We start from the raw sequence: 18,727 nt of genomic DNA, 5'->3' as shown, positions 1-18,727 counted from the left end.
CTAGGGCAAGGGGTGGGCTAGGGCGAGCCGCCTAACCTCTTCCCGCAAGGCCTCCGAGGGCCCCTCCATAAGGGCCCGGTCGATGAGTTCCGCCACCAAGGGCATTTCCTCCGGGGTGAAGCCCCGGGTGGTGATGGCCGGGGTGCCGATGCGGATCCCAGAGGTGACCCTGGGGGGCTTGGGGTCAAAGGGGATGGCGTTCTTGTTCACGGTGATGCCCACGGCATCCAGCTTCTCCTCCGCCTCCTTGCCGGTCAGGCCCTTGGGGCGGAGGTCCAGGAGGAGGAGGTGGTTGTCGGTTCCCCCCGTGACCAGGCGGTAGCCCCTTTTGGCCAGCTCCTCGCCAAGGCGCTTGGCGTTTTCCACCACCAGGCGGCTATATTCTTTGAACTCGGGCTGCAGGGCCTCAAAGAAGGCCACCGCCTTGCCGGCGATCACGTGCTCCAAGGGCCCGCCCTGGATTCCGGGGAAGATGATCTTATCGATCTTTTTGCCCAGGTCCGGGTCGTTGGAGAGAATGAGCCCACCCCTCGGGCCCCTTAGGGTCTTGTGGGTGGTGCTGGTGACCACGTGGGCGTAGGGTAGAGGGTTGGGGTGGAGCCCCGCCGCCACCAGACCAGCGAAGTGGGCCATGTCCACCACCAGGTAGGCCCCCACCTCGTCGGCGATCTCCCGGAAGGCCTTGAAGTCCCAGAAGCGGGGGTAGGCGCTGGCGCCCGCTACGATGACCTTGGGCCGGTGCTCGAGGGCCAGGCGGCGCACCTCCTCCAGGTCGATGAGCTCAGTGTCGGGTCGGACCCCGTAGGAAACCACCTTGTAGAGTTTCCCGGAGAAGTTCACCTTGGAGCCGTGGGTGAGGTGGCCTCCGGCAGCCAGGTCCATCCCCATGAGGGTCTCCCCCGGTTCCATGAGGGCCATGTACACCGCCATATTGGCCTGAGAGCCAGAGTGGGGCTGGACGTTGGCCCAGGTGGCGCCGAAGAGCTCCTTGGCCCGCTCGATGGCCAGGCTTTCCACCTGGTCTATGATTTCGCATCCCCCGTAGTAGCGGGCACCCGGGTAGCCCTCCGCATACTTGTTGGTGAGGACGCTCCCCACGGCCTCCCGCACCTGGGCGGAGACGAAGTTCTCGCTGGCGATGAGTTCCAGGCCTTCCCGCTGGCGCTTTTCCTCCAGGGCGATGAGCTGAAAAAGGGCCTCGTCTCTTAAGCTGGTCCTGACCATAGGCCGATTATAGGTCCTGAACCGGGGTGGGACTAGGTTCTTCCTGGATCCGATGCCTTATGGGTTGGCGGATGGACCCCGAGAAGGGCGATTCCCTTGGTAAGCTTGGGGCATGAAGGGAGGCGTTTTCCCGATTTTGAAGTGGGGGCTTCTTCTGACCCTGGCTATCCTGCTCCTGGCCATTATTCTCATCAACTTTACTTCTAGCCGTGACCTGCCGGAGCTGGTCCGGGTGCAGGTGGAGCGGTATGCGGTGTGTAGCTACTGGTTCTTCGGCTGGCACCTGGCTTCCACCGGCGCTTTCGCTTTTATCTTCCTGCTGGTGGGGTTTCTTCTGGGCCTTGGGTCGGGGTTTTTCCTGGGGCGTGGGGTGGCCTCAAAGGATTAACCCAGGCCCTGCCACGGTAGGGGCCTGGGGTGGGGCCTACAGGATTTCCAAGGCCAGCTTTTCCCCTTCCACGGGCACCCCAGCCGGATAGCGCCCGTTGAAGCAGGCTAAGCACACGGGCCCTCCGATAGCCCGTTTAACCCCTTCCTCCGAGAGGAAGGCCAGGGTATCCGCCCCGATAAAGGCCCGGATCTCCTCCACGCTCTTCTCGGCGGCGATGAGCTCCTTACGGGCGGCGGTGTCGATGCCGTAGTAGCAGGGGAAGCGGATGGGGGGGCTGGAGACCCGGAAGTGGACTTCCCGGGCCCCTGCTTCCCTCAGCATGGCCACGATGTGGCGGCTGGTGGTGCCCCGCACGATGGAGTCGTCGATGAGCACCACCCGCTTGCCCCGCACCGCCGAGGTGGGGGAGAGCTTTAAGCGGGTCTTCAGGTCCCGTAGCGCCTGGGTGGGCTGGATGAAGGTCCGGCCCGCATAGGGGTTCTTGTAAAGGCCGTACTCCAGGGGGAGGCCGCTTGAGCGGGCGTAGCCCACCGCCGCCCCGATGCCGGAGTCGGGGACCGGCACCACCATGTCCGCTTCGGCCGGCGCTTCCCGGAAAAGCTCCATGCCCATGCGCACACGGGCTTCGTAGGCTTCCACCCCGTCCAGGAGGCTATCGGGTCTAGCGAAGTAGATCCACTCAAAGGCGCATGGGGCGGGGTTTGGGGGAAGGGCCTGGAGGCTTTTAAGCTCGCCTTCCTCCACCCAGACCACCTCTCCCGGGCGCACGTCCCGGAGGTACCGAGCCCCCATGAGCTCGAGGGCTGGGGGCTCGGAGGCAAAGGCGTAGCCTTTAGGAAGCCTGCCGATGGCCAGAGGCCGCACCCCGTGGGGATCCCGGAGGGCCACCACGGTTCTGCGGTCCATGAGGAGGATGGAATACCCCCCTTCCAGGGCTTTCATGGCCTCGGCGGCCGCCTCGGGGAGGGAGAGGTGGCCCAAGCGGGCGAGGAGGAGGAGCATCACCTCCGTGTCCGTGGTGCTTTGAAAGGTGGCCCCCTCTCTTAGAAGCCGGTCGCGAAGGGGTTTGGCGTTGGTGAAGTTGCCGTTGTGGGCGATGGCCAGAACCCCGTGGGCGGTGCGGGCGGTGAGGGGCTGGGCGTTGAAGCGCAGGTTGGAGCCCGTGGTGGAGTAGCGGGTGTGGGCCAGGCCCAGCCGGGCTTCCCCCAGGCGCAGGCGGGCCAACCGCTCCTCCGTAAAAACCTGGTTTACCAGGCCCAGATCCTTCTCCACCAAAAACTCCTTTCCGTCCGATACAGCAATCCCTGCCGCCTCCTGTCCCCGGTGTTGCAGGGCGAGGAGGCCCAGATGGAGTAATCCCGCCACGTCCAGGGGTTCTTCGCTCCAAAGCCCCAAGACCCCGCACTCTTCCCTAGGCTTGTCCATCCAGCACCTCCCTCAGGGGCCGCTTCCAGGCGGCGAGGAGTTCCTGTACCTCCCACTCTAGCACCCCATCCAGGGTGAGGACCGTGAGGGTATTCCCCCCGGTTTCGCCCAGGACGCGGTAGGGAAGGCCCCATTCCTCCAGCCGGAAGGTGACCTCCTTGAGGTCCTCCTTGGCCACGGTGAAGAGGATCCGGCTCGGTGCCTCGCCGAAGAGGGTGGCAAGCTGGCCTGACGGCTGGTCGAGGCCCCGGGTGCGCACCTCCACCGTGGCCCCCAGGCCGTAGGGGAAGGTCATCTCCGCCAGGGCCACCAAAAGCCCTCCTTCCGCCAGATCGTGGGCGGTGCGGGTGAGGCCCAAGCCGATGAGTTCCCGGATGGCCTCCTGTACCCGCTTCTCCTGCTCCAGATCCAGCTTGGGTGGATGGCCCGCCTCGAGGCCCGTAAGGAGGTGGAGGACCTCGCTTCCCCCAAGCTCCCCTTTCTCCTCCCCTAGAAGGAGGATCACCTCTCCCGGGCGGCGGAAGCCCATCTCTGCCCGCCTTCTTATGTCCAAGACCCCCACTACCCCCACCATGGCCGTGGGGGGGATGCGCCAGCCCCCGCTTTCGTTGTAAAGGGATACGTTTCCGGAGACCACCGGCACCCCCAGGGCCTCGCTGGCCTCCCTAAGGCCGGCGATGGTTTCCTGGAGCTCAAAGTAGCCTTCCGGGGTTTCCGGGCTTCCCAGGTTGAGGCCGTCGGTGTAGGCCAGAGGTTTTGCCCCCACCACGCTTACGTTGCGGCAGGCCTCCGCCAAGGCGTGCATGGCTCCAAGCCGGGGATGGAGGCGGCTATACCTGGGGTTTTGGTCCACCTTGGCCGCAATGCCCAAGTGGGTTCCCTTCACCCAGAGCACCGCCGCATCTCCCTTGCCTGGCACCAGGGCGGTCCGGGTTCCCACCTGGTGGTCGTAGCGTTCGTAAATGGCTTCCCGGCTTGCCAGGTTGGGGGAGGCGAGGAGCTGGAGAAGAACCTCCTGGGGGTTGGCGGCAAGAGGGGGAAGGGGCGTCTCCCGGAGCCTTCGAATCTCGGGGTCCTCCCTTCCGATGCGCACGTAGGTGGGGGCTTCCGCGAGGGCTTCCGTGGGAACCTCGGCCACCACCTCGCCCCGGAAGAGGACGCGGAAGATCCTCTCGGGAATGGTCCTGGCCACGGGCACGCAGTCCAGGCCCCACCGCTGGAAGACCTCTTCCAGCTCCTTCTCCTTGCCTTCCTTAGGCACCAGGACCATGCGTTCCTGGCTTTCGGAGAGGAGAAGCTCTATGGGCCCCATGTCCCTTTCCCGGGTGGGGACGCGGTCTAGATCCAGCTCCACCCCGAGGCCCGACTTATGGGCCAGCTCCGAGAGGCTACTGGTGAGCCCTGCTGCCCCCATGTCCTGGACGCCTTCCACCAGGTCCTTCTCGATGGCCTCGAGGGTAGCCTCCATAAGGAGCTTCCCCAAAAAGGGGTCCCCTACCTGGACCGCTGGCCGGTCCTCCTCCTTGTCCTCGGAAAGCTCCCGGCTGGCGAAGGCAGCTCCGCCCACTCCATCCCTTCCCGTTTTGGCCCCGGCGTAGTAGATGGGCCGGCCTAAGGAGGCCCGGCTCCGCCTTAAGTGCTCCTCCCTAAGAAGCCCCAGGCACATGGCGTTCACCAAGGGGTTCTCCCGGTAACCCTCGTGGAAGTAGAGGTCCCCTCCCACCGTGGGGACTCCGACGGCGTTGCCGTAGTGGGCGATGCCGGAGACCACTCCCTTGAGGAGGTAGCGGCTTCGAGCGTCCCCCAGGGGGCCAAAGCGCAAGGAATCCAGCAGGGCGATGGGCCGGGCCCCCATGCTCAGGATGTCCCGGATGATCCCCCCCACCCCGGTGGCGGCTCCCTGGAAGGGCTCCACCGCCGAAGGATGGTTGTGGCTTTCGATCTTAAAGGCTACCGCCCAGCCCTCGCCGATGCGCACCACGCCGGCGTTTTCCCCTGGGCCCTGGAGGACGGCCTCCCCCTCCTTGGGAAGTTGCTTCAGGAGGGGCCGGGAGTTCTTGTAGGCGCAGTGCTCGCTCCACATCACCTTGAAGAGGAAGAGCTCCACCCGGTTGGGCTCCCGGCCAAGCCGCTTGGTGATCTCCCGGTACTCCTCTTCCGGGATGCCGATTTCTTGGGCTAGGGTTTCCATCACTGGAGAAGGGGAAGAAGCTCCCGGTGGTCCTTGATCTTGGCCGTGGGCTTGATCTCCCCGTTCACCTCCCTCAGGCCCACGTACTGCACCGCCCAGGGGTAGCCGGTGGCGAAGGCTCCTTTGATGTCCGTCTGGGGCAGGTCGCCCACGTGCAAGGCCTCCTCCGGGGCCACACCCAGGGCCTCGAGGGCTACCCGGAAGGCCTCGGGCTTGGGCTTCACGTAGCCGGTTTCGTCGGAGAAGCTGTAGGCTTGGAAGACATCCAGCCCCTGCCGCTTCAGGTGTTCCCGGATGAGGCGGCCCGGGGTGAGGCCGGTGTCGGAAACCAAGGCCAGGGGGTATTTCTTGGCCAGCTCCTTCAGCGCCCCCACTCCAGGGAGGGCCTCGAGGTCCACTAGAAGGGAGCTTTCCTCCAGCTTCCTGGCGGTAAGGGCGATGAGCCCGGGGTCGTGGGGAGCCCCAAGAAGGGCGAAGATGCGGACCACCCGGTCGTATACGGACATGTGTTCCCCAGCCTTCCAGGCCTCCTCAAAGGCAAGGGCCGCCTGTCGGTAGGCTTCCCGCACCTCGTGCTCCTCCGCTGGGTGCCCGGCCTCGGATAGGGCATCCAGGAGGATCTCGTACCGGGCGGGCATGACCTTTTCCAAAAACGCCTTTCCCTCCGTGAAGAGGGTGCCCCAGAAGTCAAAGGTGATGGCCTTGGGTTTCATCCCGCTACCTCCTCTAAGAGCCCTAGGAACAAAGGGAGCCCATCCGTGCCGCCCAAAACCTCATCCACTGCCCGCTCGGGGTGGGGCATCATGCCGAGGACATTCCCTTTCTCGTTGGTAATGCCGGCAATATCGTGGAGGCTCCCGTTGGGGTTGTAGTCCGCTTCCCCCTTTAGGGGGGCGTAGCGGAAGACCACCAGGCCTTCTCCCTCCAGCCGGGCCAGGGTCTCAGCGTCCGCATAGTAGCGGCCCTCGGCATGGGCGATGGGCAGGCGGAGGACCTGCCCCTTCTGGTAAAGGCGGGTGAAGGGGAGATCGTTGCGCTCCACCCTTACCCCCACTTCCTTGCAGGTGAAGTGCAGGTTCAGGTTGGCGAGGAGGGCCCCGGGAAGGATCCCGGCCTCGGTGAGCACCTGGAAGCCGTTGCACACCCCGATCACGGGCCGCCCCTGGTGGGCGAAGCGCCTTACCTCCTCCATCACCGGGCTTTTGGCCGCCAGGGCCCCGGCCCTCAGGTAATCTCCATAGCTGAAGCCCCCTGGCAAGAAGGCCCCGTCAAAGCCCTTCAGGCTTGTTTCCGTGTGCCAGACGTACTCCGCCTTTAAGCCCGCCTTCTCCAAGGCGAAGCGGGCGTCCTCGTCGCAGTTGGAGCCAGGGAAGCGGATGATGGCCCACTTCATGGGAGTTCCTTTAAGGCCTCCAGGGTGAAGACCTCCATCACCGGGTTGGCCAAAAGCTTCCCCATGGCCCTGGCTTTCTCCTCCGCCTCCAGGAGGGTTTCCGCGGGGAAGACCACCTCGAGGACCTTCCCCACCCGCACCGAATCCACGGGGTGGCCCAGATCCTTCAAAACCCCTTCCACCGCCCGGCCCTGGGGGTCCAGGATGCCTTCTTTGAGCTCAATGAGCAGGGTGGCCTGGTACTTGGGCATGGCTACCCCCTTAGAACCCGCCGAAGGACCTCCTGGTAGGCTTCCTCCACACCTCCCAGATCCTTGCGGAAGCGATCCTTGTCCATGGGCTCTCCCGTCTTTTGGTCCCAAAGGCGCATGGTGTCGGGAGAGATCTCGTCGGCGAGAAGGATCTCCCCGTTCCTTTTGCCGAACTCCAGCTTGAAGTCGATGAGGTCCAGCCCCCTTTGGGCGAAGAAGTTCCGCAATAGCTCTCCTACCTTCAGGGTGGTGGCCTTCACCTGGGAAAGCTCCTCCTCCGTGGCCAGGCCCAGGGCCAAAATGGCCTCGGGGCAGATCAAGGGGTCGCCCAGAGGGTCGCTTTTAAGGGAGTACTCCACCAAGGGAACCCTTAGGAGGGTACCCTCCTTCACCCCGTAGCGCTTGGCGAAGCTCCCCGCTGCTTTGAAGCGGAGGATGACCTCCAGGGGGAGGATCTCCACCCGTAGGACCCGCATCTCCCGGTCGGAGAGCTCCTCGAGGAAATGGGTTTTCACCCCGTGGGCTTCCAGGTAGCGGAAGAGGGTTGCCGAGATCTTGTTGTTGACCACCCCTTTGCCAGGGATGAGGCCCCGCTTTTGCGCGTTGAAGGCCGTGGCCTCGTCCTTGAAGTAAACCCTGAGGGTGTCGGTCCCTTCCGGGTAAAGGATTTTCGCCTTGCCCTCGTAAAGCTTTTCCATGTGCCTCCGCTTTGGGACCTTGGTCCCATCCAGCCTTCATTTTAAGCCCGGAGGGTGCCACAATGAGGAAGGTATGGCCCTATCCCTGGACCTTCTGCGCCCCATCGGGGAAAGGGAGCTTTGGCTGCTTTCGGAGCGCAATCCCGGCTACCAGTTTGAGCGGTCGCCGGAGGGGAGGCTTTGGGTGAGTCCCACAGGAGGGCAAAGTGGTCGGCGGAGCCTCCAGCTGGCGTATCAGCTGGCCCGCTGGAACGAGGAAAGGGGTCTGGGGGTGGTCTTTGACGCCTCCACGGGGTTCAAGCTACCGGGTGGGGCCATCCTGTCCCCGGATGCTTCTTGGGTGGAAAAAAAGCGGTGGGAGGCTCTGTCGGAGGAGGAGAAGGAAGGATTCCCTCCTTTGGTTCCGGACGTGGTCTTTGAGGTGCGTTCCTCCTCGCAAGGGATAGAGGAGCTCAGGGCCAAGATGGCCCTTTACCTTAAGGAGGGAGCGCGCCTGGGGGTGCTGGTGGACCCTTACACCCGGACCGTGGAGGTGTACAGGCCGGGAAAGGAGCCGGAGCGCTTTGAGGGTGTGGACACCCTTTCCCTGGAACCGGAACTCCCGGGCTTCGCCCTCCAGCTGGCCCCTTTGTGGTAACGGTTTTCCCCTCAAAGCCCAAAGCGGGCGTAGATGGCGTCCACGTGCTTTAGGAAGGGCGCAGGGTCAAAGAGGGCCTTAAGCCTTTCCCCCTTTAGGGGGTTTTCCGGGTCCTCTTCCAAAAGCTCGGCGAGGCTTCGGCCCTCCTCCCAGCTTCTTAGAGCGTTGCGTTGCACGATGGCGTAGGCCCTGTCCCGGGGAAGACCCTGGGCGATGAGGGCGTTCAGCACCTGCTGGGAGTAGACCAGGCCCCGGGTGAGGTCCAGGTTCCGCTTGAGGTTTGCCTCAGAAACCACCAGGCCTTCCAGGATGCCCTTTAGCCGCCTCAGGGCGTAGTGGCTGGCGGTGGTGGCGTCAGGGAGGATGACCCGTTCCACGGAGGAGTGGGAGATGTCCCTTTCGTGCCACAGGGCGATGTTTTCCAGGGAGGGGCCCAGGTATCCCCGAAGGAGCCTGGCCATCCCGGTGAGGTTTTCCAAACCCACGGGGTTTTTCTTGTGGGGCATGCTGGAGCTTCCCGTCTGGCCTTCCCGGAAAGGCTCCTGGGCTTCCAGTACCTCTGTGCGCTGGAGGTGGCGAAGCTCCACCGCCACCCGCTCCAGGTTCCCCCCCAGGATGGCCAGGGCGGCCAGCACCTCCGCGTGCCGGTCCCGGGGCACCACCTGGGTGGAAAGGGGTTCTGGGCTCAGGCCAAGCCGCCGGGCCACGTGGGCCTCCACCTCTGGGGGAACGTGGGCGTAGTTGCCCACCGAGCCCGAGATCATGGCCACCCCGATGGTCTTCTGAGCGCGCTTAAGCCTTTCCTTGTCTCGCTCAAAGGCAGCGTGAAAGCTCAGGAAGCGGAGGCCGAAACTGGTGGGCTCGGCGTGGACCCCGTGGGTGCGGGCGATGGCCGGGGTGTGCTTGTAGCGGAGGGCCAGGCGCTTGAGCTCCTCCTGGACCTCGCGTAGCTCCTCAAGGATCAGGTCCAAGGCCCTCACCAAAAGGGCGTTTTGCGCGGTGTCCACGATGTCCGAGCTGGTGAGGCCCAGGTGCAGGTAGCGCCCCACCTCCTCGTCCCCGGTCCACTCCACCAGGGCCCGGGTGAAGGCCACCAGGTCGTGGCGGGTGACCTCCTCCAGCTCCGCCACCCTCTGGGCGAAGCGGGCGTCCAGGGGATGCTCCTTTAGGTGCTCAAGAAGCCTTTGGGAAAGCCCTTTGGGCACCTGGCCCAGGGCTTCCCAGGCCTCGAGGGCATAGGCTTCCACCAACGCCCACATGCGGTAGCGGTTTTCCTCCGACCATAGCTCGGCCATCTCGGGGGTCTGGTAACGGGGGACCATGCCTTAAGGGTACTAAAAGGGCAGGGTAAGGACGAAGCTTCCCCCGTAACCTTCCCCTTCGGGCTTCAGGGCCAGGAGGAGGTCGGCCCGGAAGAGCATGTCCTGGCGGTTGCCGATCCGGGGCATCCCCCTTTCCGCGTAGGGGGGTTGGGCGTAGACCTGGCGCTGGACTTCCTCGGGGAAGAAAAGCTGGGTGGCGAAGCTTCTGCCTCCCGCCTCCACCCGGAGGTGCAGGTGGGGGGTACGGCTTGGGTACCAGCCGGGAAAGAGGGTGAGAAACTCCACCTGGCCCTGGTGGTCCGTGGGCTGCCAGCCCCGGCAGAAGACCCCGGGGGCGTTCACCCCCGAGTAGCGCCCCAGGGCATCCGTGTGCCAGAGGTCCACCCGCACGCCCCCAAGGGGCTGGCAGGTGCGGTCCTGCACCCGGAGGGTAAGCCGAAGGGGGATTCCGGGAAGCCCTTCCCTCAGGTCCCTCCGCCGGGGTACCTCCCTAAGGTAGTAGGGCCCTTCCGTGAGGGGCGGGGTGGGCGGGCACTGGGCCCGCGCCAGGGGGAGGGAGAGGAAAAATCCTAACAGGGTGCGCCGTTTCATTTTCGCCTCAAGCTGAGGTCCACCTCCAGCCGGATGCGGTTTTCCACGCTGAGGAGGATGGGCACCCGGGGCGGGGTGAGCTGGAACCGTTCAAAGGGGAACTCGGTCTTGAGCCGAACCCTCACTTCTTCCCCCGAAAACTCCACTTCCCCCTCCCACACCACCTCCTGGGTCACGTCCCGGATGGTGAGGTCCCCCACCACCTGCACGGGGAACCTGCCCCTTTGGGGCAGGGGGCTAGGAAGGCCCTTCACCTCCTTGGGCCGGAAGGTGGCGGTGGGGAAGCGGTCCGTTTGCAAGGTGTTTTGCCTGAGGTAGTTATCCCGCCGCTGCTGGTCGCTTCGGAGTTCCCTCAGGTCCACCACGAACTCCCCCGTGGCCCTGGTGCCCTGGAGGGCCACCTGCCCCTTTACCGCCTGGGTGGTGCCCACGGCATCGGCGATGCCCACCTGCGCCAGCTGTTCCCGCACCCGGTAGCGGGCTTCCCCGGAAACCACCTCAAAGCTTTGGGCCAGGCTGGGAACCAGCAATGCCAGGGTCCATACGAGCCATCGCATGCCTTACCACTCCCCTTTTGCTATAAAAACCATAGCAGGTGGAGGTTAGACACCCCTTAGAGAAGCCAGGGTATACACTGGGTTCATGACCCGGGCGGTGCTCTTTGACGTGGGCAACACCCTCATCCTGGCAAGCCCCCGGTTTTGGCTCCTGCCTTTTTTGGAGGAGCGGGGCCTTAAGCCCAGGAGGGATCCCAAGGCGGCAGCCTTGGCGGCATTTCGCTTCTATGAGGACCACCACCTAAAGGCCCGGGATCTGGAAACCGCCCTGGGGCTTTGGCGGGAGTTCCACCGCAGGCTCTTTACAGGGATGGGCCTCGAGGAGCACGCCGAGGCCCTGAGCCGGGAGCTGGTGGAAAACTGGAGGAACCCCCGGTTCTGGCCCGTGGTTCCCGGAGCCGAGGCCACCTTACAGGCCCTGAAGGAGCGGGGCTATGCCCTGGCGGTGGTGTCCAACTGGGATGCCACCCTGCCGGAGATCCTGGAGGTGGTGGGCTTAAGACCTTACTTCCAGCACCTTTCGGTGAGTGCCCTTTCCGGGGTGGCCAAACCCGATCCCAGGCTTTTCCAGGAGGCCCTCGAGGCCCTGGGCGTGGCTCCCGAGGAGGCGGTGCACGTGGGGGACTCGGAGGCCGATTGGGTCGGGGCTCAGGGGGCTGGGGTTAAACCCCTCCTCTTTGATCCCCTGGGGGAGAATCCCCAGGCCCTCCACCGGCTGGAGGGGGTGTTAGACTACCTGCCATGAGCGTGCGGCAGGCCATCTGGGGGGAGAAGCAAGGGGCCATTGAGGCAAGCCTGAAGGAGGTGGACGAGGATCTTTTCCGCTACATCCGGGACTTCGCCTACGAGGAGGTCCTGGCCCGGCCAGGGCTGGACCTCAAAACCCGGGAACTCCTGGCCATCACCGCCCTGATCGCCCTGGGTAGCCCCAAGGAGCTGGCCACCCATCTGGAGGGGGCTTTACGGGTAGGCGCCACCGAGGAGGAGGTGCGGGAAACCATCCTGCAGTCCGCCCTTTTCCTGGGTTTCCCTCGAGCGTTGGCCGCCATGAAGCTCTTTCACAAGGTCCTTAAAGGCCGTGGTCCTGCTCACCCGCGGGAAGGATAAGGGGCTATTGGACCGGCTCCGCGCCTTGGGGATTGAGGCGGCGGAGGTGGCCCTTTTGGAGCAGGTGGACCTGCCGGGCCTCGAGGTCCTTCCCGGAAGACTCCTCCAAGCGGACTGGGTGGCGGTCACTTCCAAAGAGGGAGCTAAGAGGCTCCTTTGGGCCTGGGAAAAGGTGGGAAGGCCCCTTCTCAAGGTGGCGGCGGTGGGGGAGGGAACGGGGGAGGTGCTGCGCCAGGGGGGGCTATCCCCTGCCTTCGTCCCTTCCCGGGCCACGGCCAAGGACCTGGCGGCAACCTTTCCCCCGGCCCAAAGGGTGCTCTTTGTGGCGGGGGATCTGGCGGGGAAGGATTTGGAGGAAGGCCTCTGGGCCCGAGGGGTGGCGGTGGAGCGATTGGAGGTGTACGCTACCCGGGAGAGGGTGCTTTCCCCTGAGGAGCTGGCGCTTTTGGAAAGGGCCCAGGTGGTGGCCTTCTTCAGCCCAAGCGCCGCCAGGGCCTACGCCCGGAAGACCCCTAGGAGGCCCAAGGCGGCCTGCATCGGCCCCAGCACGGCGGAAGAGGCCAGGCAGCTAGGCTTTGCCGTGTGGGAGGCACCGAAGCCGGGCCTGGAAGGGCTTTTTCAGGCCATACTTCGGGCGCTCTCATAGGCCTTCGGTTAAGGGTGAGCCCTTAAAGAGGGATACTTGTCCCTACGTGGGTGGCGTATACTGACGAAAGACTATGGCCCTGCCCCTTTACCTGGTGGGCCTTTCCCACAAGACCGCCCCCGTGGAGGTGCGGGAGCGGGCGGCCCTGGACCCAGCGGTGGCCCTGCCGGCGGCTTTAAGCACCCTGGGCAGGGCGGTGGTGCTTTCCACCTGCAACCGCACGGAAATCTACGGGGTGGGGAGCCCTAAGGAGGCCAAAGCCCTCCTCCTTGCACGTGGGGTGGAGGCCCACCACCTTTACCAGAAGGAGGGAATAGAGGTCCTGCGGCATCTCTTTCGGGTGGCGGCGGGCCTGGACTCCTTGGTGATGGGGGAAGCGCAGATCCTAGGGCAGGTGCGGGAGGCCCTTTTCCTGGCCCGGAAATATGGGGCCACGGAAAGCCTTTTGGAGAAGGCCTTCCAGTCCGCCATCGCCCTGGGCAAGCGGGCCCGGAGCGAAACCGGCATCGGGGCGGGAGCGGTGAGCGTGGCCTACGCGGCCTTGGACTTGGCCCTGGCGGTGTACGGGGACCTCACGGGCCTTGCCGTGGCGGTTTTGGGGGCGGGGGAGATGGCGGAGCTCTTTCTTACCCACTTGAAGGCCCATGGGGTAGGCCGGGTTTTGGTGGTGAACCGCACGGTGGACAAGGCCAGGGTCCTGGCGGAGCGGTTTGCAGGGGAGGCCTATGGCCTCGAGGCCCTTCCCCAGGTCCTGCGCCAGGCGGACCTGGTGGTGGCTTCCGCCGCCAGCCCCCATTACCTGGTGCACCCGGAGGACCTGCCGAGGAGGTCCAAGCCCCTTTTCCTCATCGACATCGCCCTGCCCCGGAACATCGACCCCCGGGTGGGCCGCCTACCCCAGGCCTACCTGTACAACCTGGACGACCTAAGGCGGGTGGTGGAGAAGAACCTCAAGGCCCGCCAGGGCGAGGTGCCCAAGGTGGAGGCCCTCATAGAGGGAGCCATTGGGGACTACCTGGAGTGGTATGCGGGCCACCGGGTGCGGGAGGCCATACGGGCCCTGAAGGGCCTGGCCTATAAGGAGGTGGTGCGGGAGTACCCGGAGGCCGATCCCCTTACCTGGCACAAGGAGGCGGGGCGTAGGGCCCATCCCTGGATTTTGGCCGTAAAGGCCCGAACCAAGGATTTTCTCCAAGGACCTCCCTGCCCTGGGGAGTGCCCGCTTCTGGCCTTCCGTCCCCCACGGCTATGACCGCGGTTTCCCTGCTGGCTCTGGTGGGGGTTCTCCTCTTGGCCGTGGGGTTGTTCTGGCCTCGAGGGCTTTTCCTCGGGGCCTTTCTGTACCTGGGGGCTGCCTTGGCCGATGCCTTCGCTAAGGGGTTTTTCTCGGGTCCAGCCCAGCCCGCTTTGGTCCTGGGGGGGCTTTTGGCCTTACGGGGAGAGAGCCTCTTGCTTCGGCCGAGGCTTACCCCTCTCCGCCGCTACTTGGTTCTCCTGGCCATGCTCCTTGGCCTTTTTGCCCTCAAGGCCCTGCCCCATCCGGGGGGAAGCCTGCCCCTCCTCCTTACCCTGGTGCACGCCGGGGCCTTCCTGGTGGCCTACCTGGCCCTAGCGGTGGGGGTGGGGGCAGGGGTGATGTGCGCCATGCAGGACCTGCGCCTGCGGTCGGTGCCGGAAAAAGCCCTGCTTTCCGCTCCCCTTTGGAGCCTGAGACGGCTGGAGCAGGGTTACCTTCGGGTGGGGTACCTGGCCGCCACCTTGGGCCTGACCAGCGGTATGGCCTGGGCCTGGGGGTATTTCGGTAGCCCTTTGGCCCTGGATCCCAAGGAGATCTCCGTGCTCCTGGGCTGGCTCGGCCTCACCCTTTACTTCCTCCTTGAGGAGAGGCTTCAGGGCTACCCGCGCATGGCCCTGCTCCTTCTGGCCTATGCCCTTTTGCTCTTCGCCTTCATCGGTGCCCCTTTCCTGGGTTCCCGCCATCCTTCGGGCCTGGGGTTTTAGATATGGAAACCTTAACTTGACAGATTGTGAACAATGGGTTTATAATCCTTCACAAGGAGGTGAAGGATGTGGAGCCCATGGTGGGACCCGGGGGTGGGGAAGAGGAGGTACGAGGAGCTCCTTTTGGAGGCGGAGCGGGAGAGGCTCCTTAAGCCCCTTCGTTCCCCCTGGCGTCTGAGGCTGGCCCGGGTTCTTTTACGGTGGGCCCAGAGGCTTGCCCCGGAGGCTCCGGCGGAGCTTGGGGAGGTTTCCTATGGAGGATAAGCGGCGCATTTTGGAGATGGTAAGGGAAGGGGTCCTTACCCCGGAGGAGGCCCTGGAGCTTCTTTCCGTGCTGGAGGAAAGGGAGTTGGCTGGTGGGGAAAGGCCTCCTGTGGAGGCTTCCCAGGTTTTTGCCCCCCAGGGGTTTCGGGTTCAGGTGCAGGCGTTCGGGGCCAGCCTCGAGGTGGTGGGGGTGGCGGGGTTGGAGGGGCTGGAGGCGGAGGGTGTAGGGGTAACCCAGGAGGGCGGGATCCCGGTCTATCGGGTTTCCCTGGGCGAGGGGAGGCTTAGGGTTCCCGAGGGGGCCGAGGTTATGCTTTTGGCCAAGGGAAGCCACGTGGATCTTGCCGGGGTGGTCCTCAAAGGCCGGGCCCTAGGGGCCAACCTGGAAGGGGATAGGCTTTTGGGCCTGGACCTGGCCCTTTCGGGAGGCAACCTGGAAGCAGGCCTTTTCCTCCGGGATGGAGAGCACCGCCTGGAGGTGCGGGCGGGCAACGCCGAGATCCGCTTTTTGCCGGGTTCGGACCTGGAGGTGGAGGCCCAGGTGCGCCTGGGGGGCCTCGAAGTGGCGGGGCCTTGGCGGCAGGTGGCGGCCTCTGGCGGGCGGCGCTGGTCCCTGGGAGAGGGGAAGGCCAAGCTCAGGGCCAGGGTGGCCATGGGGAATCTGGAACTGGAGGCATGACATGGAGGAAAAAGGGCGCATTCTGGAGATGGTGCGTTCCGGGGAGATTGGGGTAGAGGAAGCCTTGGCCCTACTTGAGGCGGTGGAGGAACCCAGGCCCAGGGCGCAGGCCCCTGCCAGGCTCCTCAGGGTGCGGATCCAGGCCAACGACAAGGGGAAGCCGGTTCGGGTCCACGTGAACCTTCCCCTGGCCTTGGCGGAGCTTCTGGAGAAGTTCCTGCCCGAAGAGGCCAAGCTCACCCTGGAGGACCGGGGGGTGCATTTGAAGGACCTCTTGCGCCTAGTGCGGGAGGGGGTGCCCGAGGGGAAGCTGGTGGAGATCGAAAAGGAGGAGGAGGGCAATCCGGTGCAGGTGCTGGTGGAGGTGGTGTGAGGCCAGCTTGGCCCCCTTTGCGCCCTGGAGTGGGGTTTGCTCCTCGCCCTCTGGGTGTGGAAAACCCGGGCCCTTTTCCGGGGAGGAGCGCCTATTCCCTTGCCTCTCGCTGCCCTTTGGACCTTTAGGGTGTTGCCGCCTTTAACCCTGCTGGAGGTGGAGGCGGAGGGAGTAGAAATCAAGGTGGGGCTATGGTGATGAAACCCGTTCCCGTGCGGTGCCCAGCCTGCGAGGCTCCTTTGGCGGTGAAGGCCCTTTTTTGCCCCTCTTGCGGCACCGAGGTGCACGGCCGCTTCCAGCTGAACGAGTTCGCCCTTCTTTCCAAGGAGCACCTGGATTTCCTCCGGCTTTTCGTGAAGGCCCGCGGCAACCTGAAGGAGGTGGAGAGGATCCTCGGGGTTTCCTACCCCACGGTGCGGGCGCGGCTGGACGCTCTCCTTAAGGCTCTGGGCTACGAGGCCGCAGAGGAAGGGGAAGACAGGCTTGAGGTGTTGGAGGCTTTGCGCCGGGGGGAGATCAGCGTGGAGGAGGCGGTGGCGCGGTTGAAGGAAGGGAGAAGCTGAAGGCCGTTCCCTTGCCCACCTCGCTTTCCACCCAGATCTCCCCCCCGTGGGCCTCGAGGATGGCCTTCACGATGGCGAGGCCCAGCCCCGACCCCCCCCGCTCCCGGTCCCGGGCCTTGTCCACCCGGTAGAAGCGCTCAAAAAGGTGGGGAAGGTGCTCCTTAGGGATGCCTTCCCCGTCGTCTTCCACCCGCACCACCACCTTCTCCCCCAGGTCAAAGGCTCTGAGCCAAATGTGCTGGGCCTTGGCCTTGATGGCATTGGAAAGAAGGTTGGCCAGGACCTGGTGGAGCCGATCCGGGTCGCCTTGCACCCAAAGCTCCGGGGGGGCTTCCACCTCAATCTCCCCCTCGAAGCTTTTGGCGAACTCCTCCTTGACCTCTTCCAAGAGGTCCAGCACCTTTACTGGCGCCGGTTCCATACGCCAAGTGCCGCTTTGGGAGAGCTCCAGAAGGTCCGACACCAGCTTTCCCATGCGCTCCGCTTCCCGCTTCACCACCTCGAGGCTCTCCCGCTGGGCCTCGGTGAGGGGAGTGCGGCGCAGCAGGAAGCCCACGTGGCCCAGAATGGCGGTGATGGGGGTTCTGAGTTCGTGGGAGGCATCCTGGAGGAAGCGGGTCTGGGCCAGGAAGGCCTGTTGCATCCGGGAAAGCATGCCGTTTAACGCCCGCACCAGGGTGGCCACCTCGTCCCGCCCCTCGGGTTCGGGTAGGGGTTCGGGGCGGGTGGTGATGGCCTCGGCCCGCCGGGCCACCCATTCCAGGGGCTCGAGGGCCCGGGCCACCAGGTTCCTGGCCAGGAGGATGGAGAGGAGGAGCACGAGAAGCGCCGTACCCGCATAGATGCGGGCGAACTGGGAGAGGGTGCTCTCCAGGCTTTCCACGGGCTTCCCCACCAAGAGGGCTCCCTGCCACACGGTTCCCGCCAGGCTGACCTCCACCCGGCGGGCGTAAACCAGAAGCTTTAAGGGGGGTCCTTCCCGCGGCAGCTCGGTGTAGGCCCAGGCCTCGCCCCGCTCCAGAAGGGTACGGTAGTCCGCCTCCTTTAGGAGAAGGCGCTGGCTTCCTAAGGCGGGGCTTTTCTGGAGGCTAATTCCCCCTTCCCGGGCCAAAAGGGCGGGGTTTTCCTCGGGAAGAAGCTGGAGTTCCGCGTAGAGGCTTGCGGGAAGCCCGGCCTCCAAAAGGGCTTGGCCGCCCAGGTTCAGAAGGCGGACCACCTGGTTGCTGGCCTCCAGAAGCTCCTGGCGCAGGGAGCGGTAGAGGAAGCCCCGCAAGAGGCCTTCCAGGGCTATCCCCAGCACCAAAAGGGTTGCCAGGAGGAGGCCTGCGGTGAGGAGGGTGATGCGGGAGCGCAGGGTCATACCACCCTGCCTTGGCTTTGGGATCTCGGCGAGGAGGTTCTTAGGGCTGCTTCAAAGTGGGGCATGGGAGGAATGCGTCAATCCTCGCGGAGCACGTACCCCACGCCCCGCACCGTGTGGATGAGACGCCTTTCCCCCGCGGCCTCCAGCTTCTTGCGCAGGTAGCCGATGTAGACGTCCACCACGTTGCTTCCCCCCTGGTAGCCAGGCCAGACCTTTTCCTCGATCTCGTAGCGGCTGAAGACCTTCCCGGGGTTCTTGGCGAGAAGTTCCAGGAGCTCGAACTCCTTGTTGGAAAGCTCTATGCGCCGCCCGCTTCGGAAAACCTCCCGGCCCTCGAGGTTGATGATGAGGTCCGCCACCCTGATCTCCCCGGTGATGGCCGGGCTCACCCGGCGCAGGTGGGCCCGCACCCGGGCCAGGAGCTCCTCTATGGAAAAGGGCTTCACCAGGTAGTCGTCGGCCCCGGCGTCCAGGCCTTCCACCTTGTCCTCGATGCGGTCCTTGGCGGTGAGGATGAGGATAGGCACGTTGGAGGTCTTGCGGATGCGCTTGGCCACCTCGATCCCGTCCATGACGGGAAGCATCAGGTCCAGGATCACTAGGTTGGGGTTCACCTCCCGGAAGCGGGAAAGGCCGGTGATGCCGTCGTAGGCCACCTCGGTGCGGTAGCCCTCGGCTTGCAGTTCCAGCTCGATGAAGCGGGCGATGTCCTTTTCGTCCTCCACGATCAGGATGAGGGGGGGTTCCATACCCTCCAGGATACTCACTTTCTCATGAGAAAGCTAGGTGTACAGGCTTAGAACCGCCGGGTACATAAAAAGGCTTCCCAGGAGGACCAGGAGATGCCCTAGGCCGTGAAACCCCACTTTCCCCGGCCAGGGGTCAGGCTTCTTTCTCGCATACACCCAGGCTCCCAGGGTGTAGAAGGTCCCGGAGAGGGCCATGAGGCCGAAGGTGGGAAGGGGCAGGTGGAGCTTGGGGAGAAAGAAGACGGAAAGCCAACCCAGGGCCAGGTAGGCCAGGGTGTAGAGCCACCGAGGTTGACAGCAGT

The 18,727-nt window shown here is 64.8% G+C and carries 24 protein-coding genes and 1 pseudogene; 12 read left to right on the top strand and 13 right to left on the bottom strand.

Annotated features, from left to right (window positions below; all coding sequences use genetic code 11):
- Complete coding sequence (gene glyA, locus G584_RS0104345) at nucleotides 1-1,224, bottom strand: serine hydroxymethyltransferase (RefSeq protein WP_028493513.1); 1,224 nt, start codon at nucleotides 1,222-1,224, stop codon at nucleotides 1-3.
- 112 nt (nucleotides 1,225-1,336) lie between these two features.
- On the opposite strand from glyA, the gene G584_RS0104340 reads away from it, so the two are divergent.
- The gene (locus G584_RS0104340; protein ID WP_018111348.1) at nucleotides 1,337-1,612 is read left to right on the top strand and encodes a hypothetical protein; all 276 of its coding nucleotides are present in this window, start codon (nucleotides 1,337-1,339) and stop codon (nucleotides 1,610-1,612) included.
- 36 nt (nucleotides 1,613-1,648) lie between these two features.
- Here G584_RS0104340 and purF read toward each other — a convergent pair whose 3' ends face one another.
- The 6 genes from purF to purC are packed head-to-tail and all read right to left on the bottom strand — an operon-like array spanning nucleotide 1,649 to nucleotide 7,573.
- Nucleotides 1,649-3,040 (bottom strand): amidophosphoribosyltransferase, encoded by a 1,392-nt coding sequence (gene purF, locus G584_RS0104335; RefSeq protein ID WP_028493512.1) that lies wholly within the window; start codon nucleotides 3,038-3,040, stop codon nucleotides 1,649-1,651.
- Entirely contained in the window at nucleotides 3,027-5,231 is a 2,205-nt protein-coding gene (purL, locus tag G584_RS0104330) for a phosphoribosylformylglycinamidine synthase subunit PurL (protein ID WP_028493511.1), read from the bottom strand. The genes purF and purL overlap by 14 nt, the downstream gene beginning before the upstream one ends.
- Complete coding sequence (locus G584_RS0104325; protein WP_028493510.1) at nucleotides 5,231-5,944, bottom strand: HAD family hydrolase; 714 nt, start codon at nucleotides 5,942-5,944, stop codon at nucleotides 5,231-5,233. The genes purL and G584_RS0104325 overlap by 1 nt, the downstream gene beginning before the upstream one ends.
- Nucleotides 5,941-6,624: a phosphoribosylformylglycinamidine synthase subunit PurQ gene (gene purQ, locus G584_RS0104320; RefSeq protein WP_028493509.1), complete on the bottom strand. Its 684-nt coding sequence runs from the start codon at nucleotides 6,622-6,624 to the stop codon at nucleotides 5,941-5,943. Before purQ ends, G584_RS0104325 begins: the two co-directional genes overlap by 4 nt.
- Complete coding sequence (gene purS, locus G584_RS0104315; protein ID WP_015718047.1) at nucleotides 6,621-6,875, bottom strand: phosphoribosylformylglycinamidine synthase subunit PurS; 255 nt, start codon at nucleotides 6,873-6,875, stop codon at nucleotides 6,621-6,623. Before purS ends, purQ begins: the two co-directional genes overlap by 4 nt.
- A 2-nt stretch (nucleotides 6,876-6,877) precedes the next feature.
- Complete coding sequence (purC, locus tag G584_RS0104310; protein WP_028493508.1) at nucleotides 6,878-7,573, bottom strand: phosphoribosylaminoimidazolesuccinocarboxamide synthase; 696 nt, start codon at nucleotides 7,571-7,573, stop codon at nucleotides 6,878-6,880.
- 73 nt (nucleotides 7,574-7,646) lie between these two features.
- Between purC and G584_RS0104305 the strand changes: the two genes are divergently transcribed.
- Nucleotides 7,647-8,210: a Uma2 family endonuclease gene (locus G584_RS0104305; protein WP_028493507.1), complete on the top strand. Its 564-nt coding sequence runs from the start codon at nucleotides 7,647-7,649 to the stop codon at nucleotides 8,208-8,210.
- A gap of 11 nt (nucleotides 8,211-8,221) precedes the next feature.
- Here G584_RS0104305 and purB read toward each other — a convergent pair whose 3' ends face one another.
- Genes purB through G584_RS0104290 form a run of 3 tightly spaced genes read right to left on the bottom strand, consistent with a single transcriptional unit; the run spans nucleotide 8,222 to nucleotide 10,680 of the window.
- The gene (purB, locus tag G584_RS0104300) at nucleotides 8,222-9,532 is read right to left on the bottom strand and encodes an adenylosuccinate lyase (protein ID WP_028493506.1); all 1,311 of its coding nucleotides are present in this window, start codon (nucleotides 9,530-9,532) and stop codon (nucleotides 8,222-8,224) included.
- 12 nt (nucleotides 9,533-9,544) lie between these two features.
- On the bottom strand, nucleotides 9,545-10,123 hold the full coding sequence (locus G584_RS0104295) for an intradiol ring-cleavage dioxygenase (RefSeq protein ID WP_028493505.1): 579 nt from the start codon (nucleotides 10,121-10,123) through the stop codon (nucleotides 9,545-9,547).
- The gene (locus tag G584_RS0104290) at nucleotides 10,120-10,680 is read right to left on the bottom strand and encodes a YceI family protein (RefSeq protein WP_028493504.1); all 561 of its coding nucleotides are present in this window, start codon (nucleotides 10,678-10,680) and stop codon (nucleotides 10,120-10,122) included. Before G584_RS0104290 ends, G584_RS0104295 begins: the two co-directional genes overlap by 4 nt.
- Nucleotides 10,681-10,765: 85 nt before the next feature.
- Between G584_RS0104290 and G584_RS0104285 the strand changes: the two genes are divergently transcribed.
- The 10 genes from G584_RS0104285 (at nucleotide 10,766) to G584_RS0104240 (ending at nucleotide 16,313) form a co-directional block, all read left to right on the top strand.
- Complete coding sequence (locus G584_RS0104285; protein ID WP_028493503.1) at nucleotides 10,766-11,425, top strand: HAD family hydrolase; 660 nt, start codon at nucleotides 10,766-10,768, stop codon at nucleotides 11,423-11,425.
- The gene (locus tag G584_RS0104280) at nucleotides 11,422-11,787 is read left to right on the top strand and encodes a carboxymuconolactone decarboxylase family protein (RefSeq protein WP_028493502.1); all 366 of its coding nucleotides are present in this window, start codon (nucleotides 11,422-11,424) and stop codon (nucleotides 11,785-11,787) included. The genes G584_RS0104285 and G584_RS0104280 overlap by 4 nt, the downstream gene beginning before the upstream one ends.
- Nucleotides 11,759-12,433: a uroporphyrinogen-III synthase gene (locus G584_RS0104275; protein WP_028493501.1), complete on the top strand. Its 675-nt coding sequence runs from the start codon at nucleotides 11,759-11,761 to the stop codon at nucleotides 12,431-12,433. The genes G584_RS0104280 and G584_RS0104275 overlap by 29 nt, the downstream gene beginning before the upstream one ends.
- A gap of 73 nt (nucleotides 12,434-12,506) precedes the next feature.
- Nucleotides 12,507-13,685 (top strand): glutamyl-tRNA reductase, encoded by a 1,179-nt coding sequence (gene hemA / locus G584_RS0104270; protein ID WP_028493500.1) that lies wholly within the window; start codon nucleotides 12,507-12,509, stop codon nucleotides 13,683-13,685.
- Complete coding sequence (gene ccsA, locus G584_RS0104265; RefSeq protein WP_028493499.1) at nucleotides 13,682-14,434, top strand: cytochrome c biogenesis protein CcsA; 753 nt, start codon at nucleotides 13,682-13,684, stop codon at nucleotides 14,432-14,434. Before hemA ends, ccsA begins: the two co-directional genes overlap by 4 nt.
- 66 nt (nucleotides 14,435-14,500) lie before the next feature.
- Nucleotides 14,501-14,698 (top strand): hypothetical protein, encoded by a 198-nt coding sequence (locus G584_RS11950; protein ID WP_038050675.1) that lies wholly within the window; start codon nucleotides 14,501-14,503, stop codon nucleotides 14,696-14,698.
- On the top strand, nucleotides 14,688-15,377 hold the full coding sequence (locus G584_RS0104255) for an SHOCT-like domain-containing protein (protein WP_028493498.1): 690 nt from the start codon (nucleotides 14,688-14,690) through the stop codon (nucleotides 15,375-15,377). The genes G584_RS11950 and G584_RS0104255 overlap by 11 nt, the downstream gene beginning before the upstream one ends.
- A 1-nt stretch (nucleotide 15,378) precedes the next feature.
- A complete protein-coding gene (locus G584_RS0104250) occupies nucleotides 15,379-15,750 on the top strand; it encodes an SHOCT-like domain-containing protein (RefSeq protein ID WP_028493497.1) in 372 nt (123 codons plus the stop codon).
- A gap of 36 nt (nucleotides 15,751-15,786) precedes the next feature.
- Nucleotides 15,787-15,948 (top strand): hypothetical protein, encoded by a 162-nt coding sequence (locus G584_RS12625; protein ID WP_211218398.1) that lies wholly within the window; start codon nucleotides 15,787-15,789, stop codon nucleotides 15,946-15,948.
- A complete protein-coding gene (locus G584_RS0104240; RefSeq protein WP_015718031.1) occupies nucleotides 15,942-16,313 on the top strand; it encodes a DUF2089 domain-containing protein in 372 nt (123 codons plus the stop codon). The genes G584_RS12625 and G584_RS0104240 overlap by 7 nt, the downstream gene beginning before the upstream one ends.
- Here G584_RS0104240 and G584_RS0104235 read toward each other — a convergent pair.
- From G584_RS0104235 to G584_RS11940, 3 genes and pseudogenes are all read right to left on the bottom strand, one after another.
- Nucleotides 16,267-17,673 carry a sensor histidine kinase gene (locus tag G584_RS0104235; RefSeq protein WP_028493496.1) on the bottom strand — a complete coding sequence of 469 codons (1,407 nt, stop codon included), beginning with the start codon at nucleotides 17,671-17,673 and terminating at the stop codon, nucleotides 16,267-16,269. The two genes, G584_RS0104240 and G584_RS0104235, sit on opposite strands and share 47 nt — an antisense overlap.
- 77 nt (nucleotides 17,674-17,750) lie before the next feature.
- Nucleotides 17,751-18,425 carry a response regulator transcription factor gene (locus G584_RS0104230; protein ID WP_015718029.1) on the bottom strand — a complete coding sequence of 225 codons (675 nt, stop codon included), beginning with the start codon at nucleotides 18,423-18,425 and terminating at the stop codon, nucleotides 17,751-17,753.
- Between the two features lie 33 nt (nucleotides 18,426-18,458).
- Nucleotides 18,459-18,716 (bottom strand): annotated as a pseudogene (locus G584_RS11940) (hemolysin III family protein); the annotation flags it as partial.
- Between the last annotated feature and the right edge of the window lie 11 nt (nucleotides 18,717-18,727).

Origin of the sequence: Thermus antranikianii DSM 12462, from assembly GCF_000423905.1 — a bacterium.
Lineage (GTDB): Bacteria > Deinococcota > Deinococci > Deinococcales > Thermaceae > Thermus > Thermus antranikianii.
Note: the sequence above shows the minus strand (reverse complement) of the source record. Positions and strands in the feature narration are given on the sequence as shown.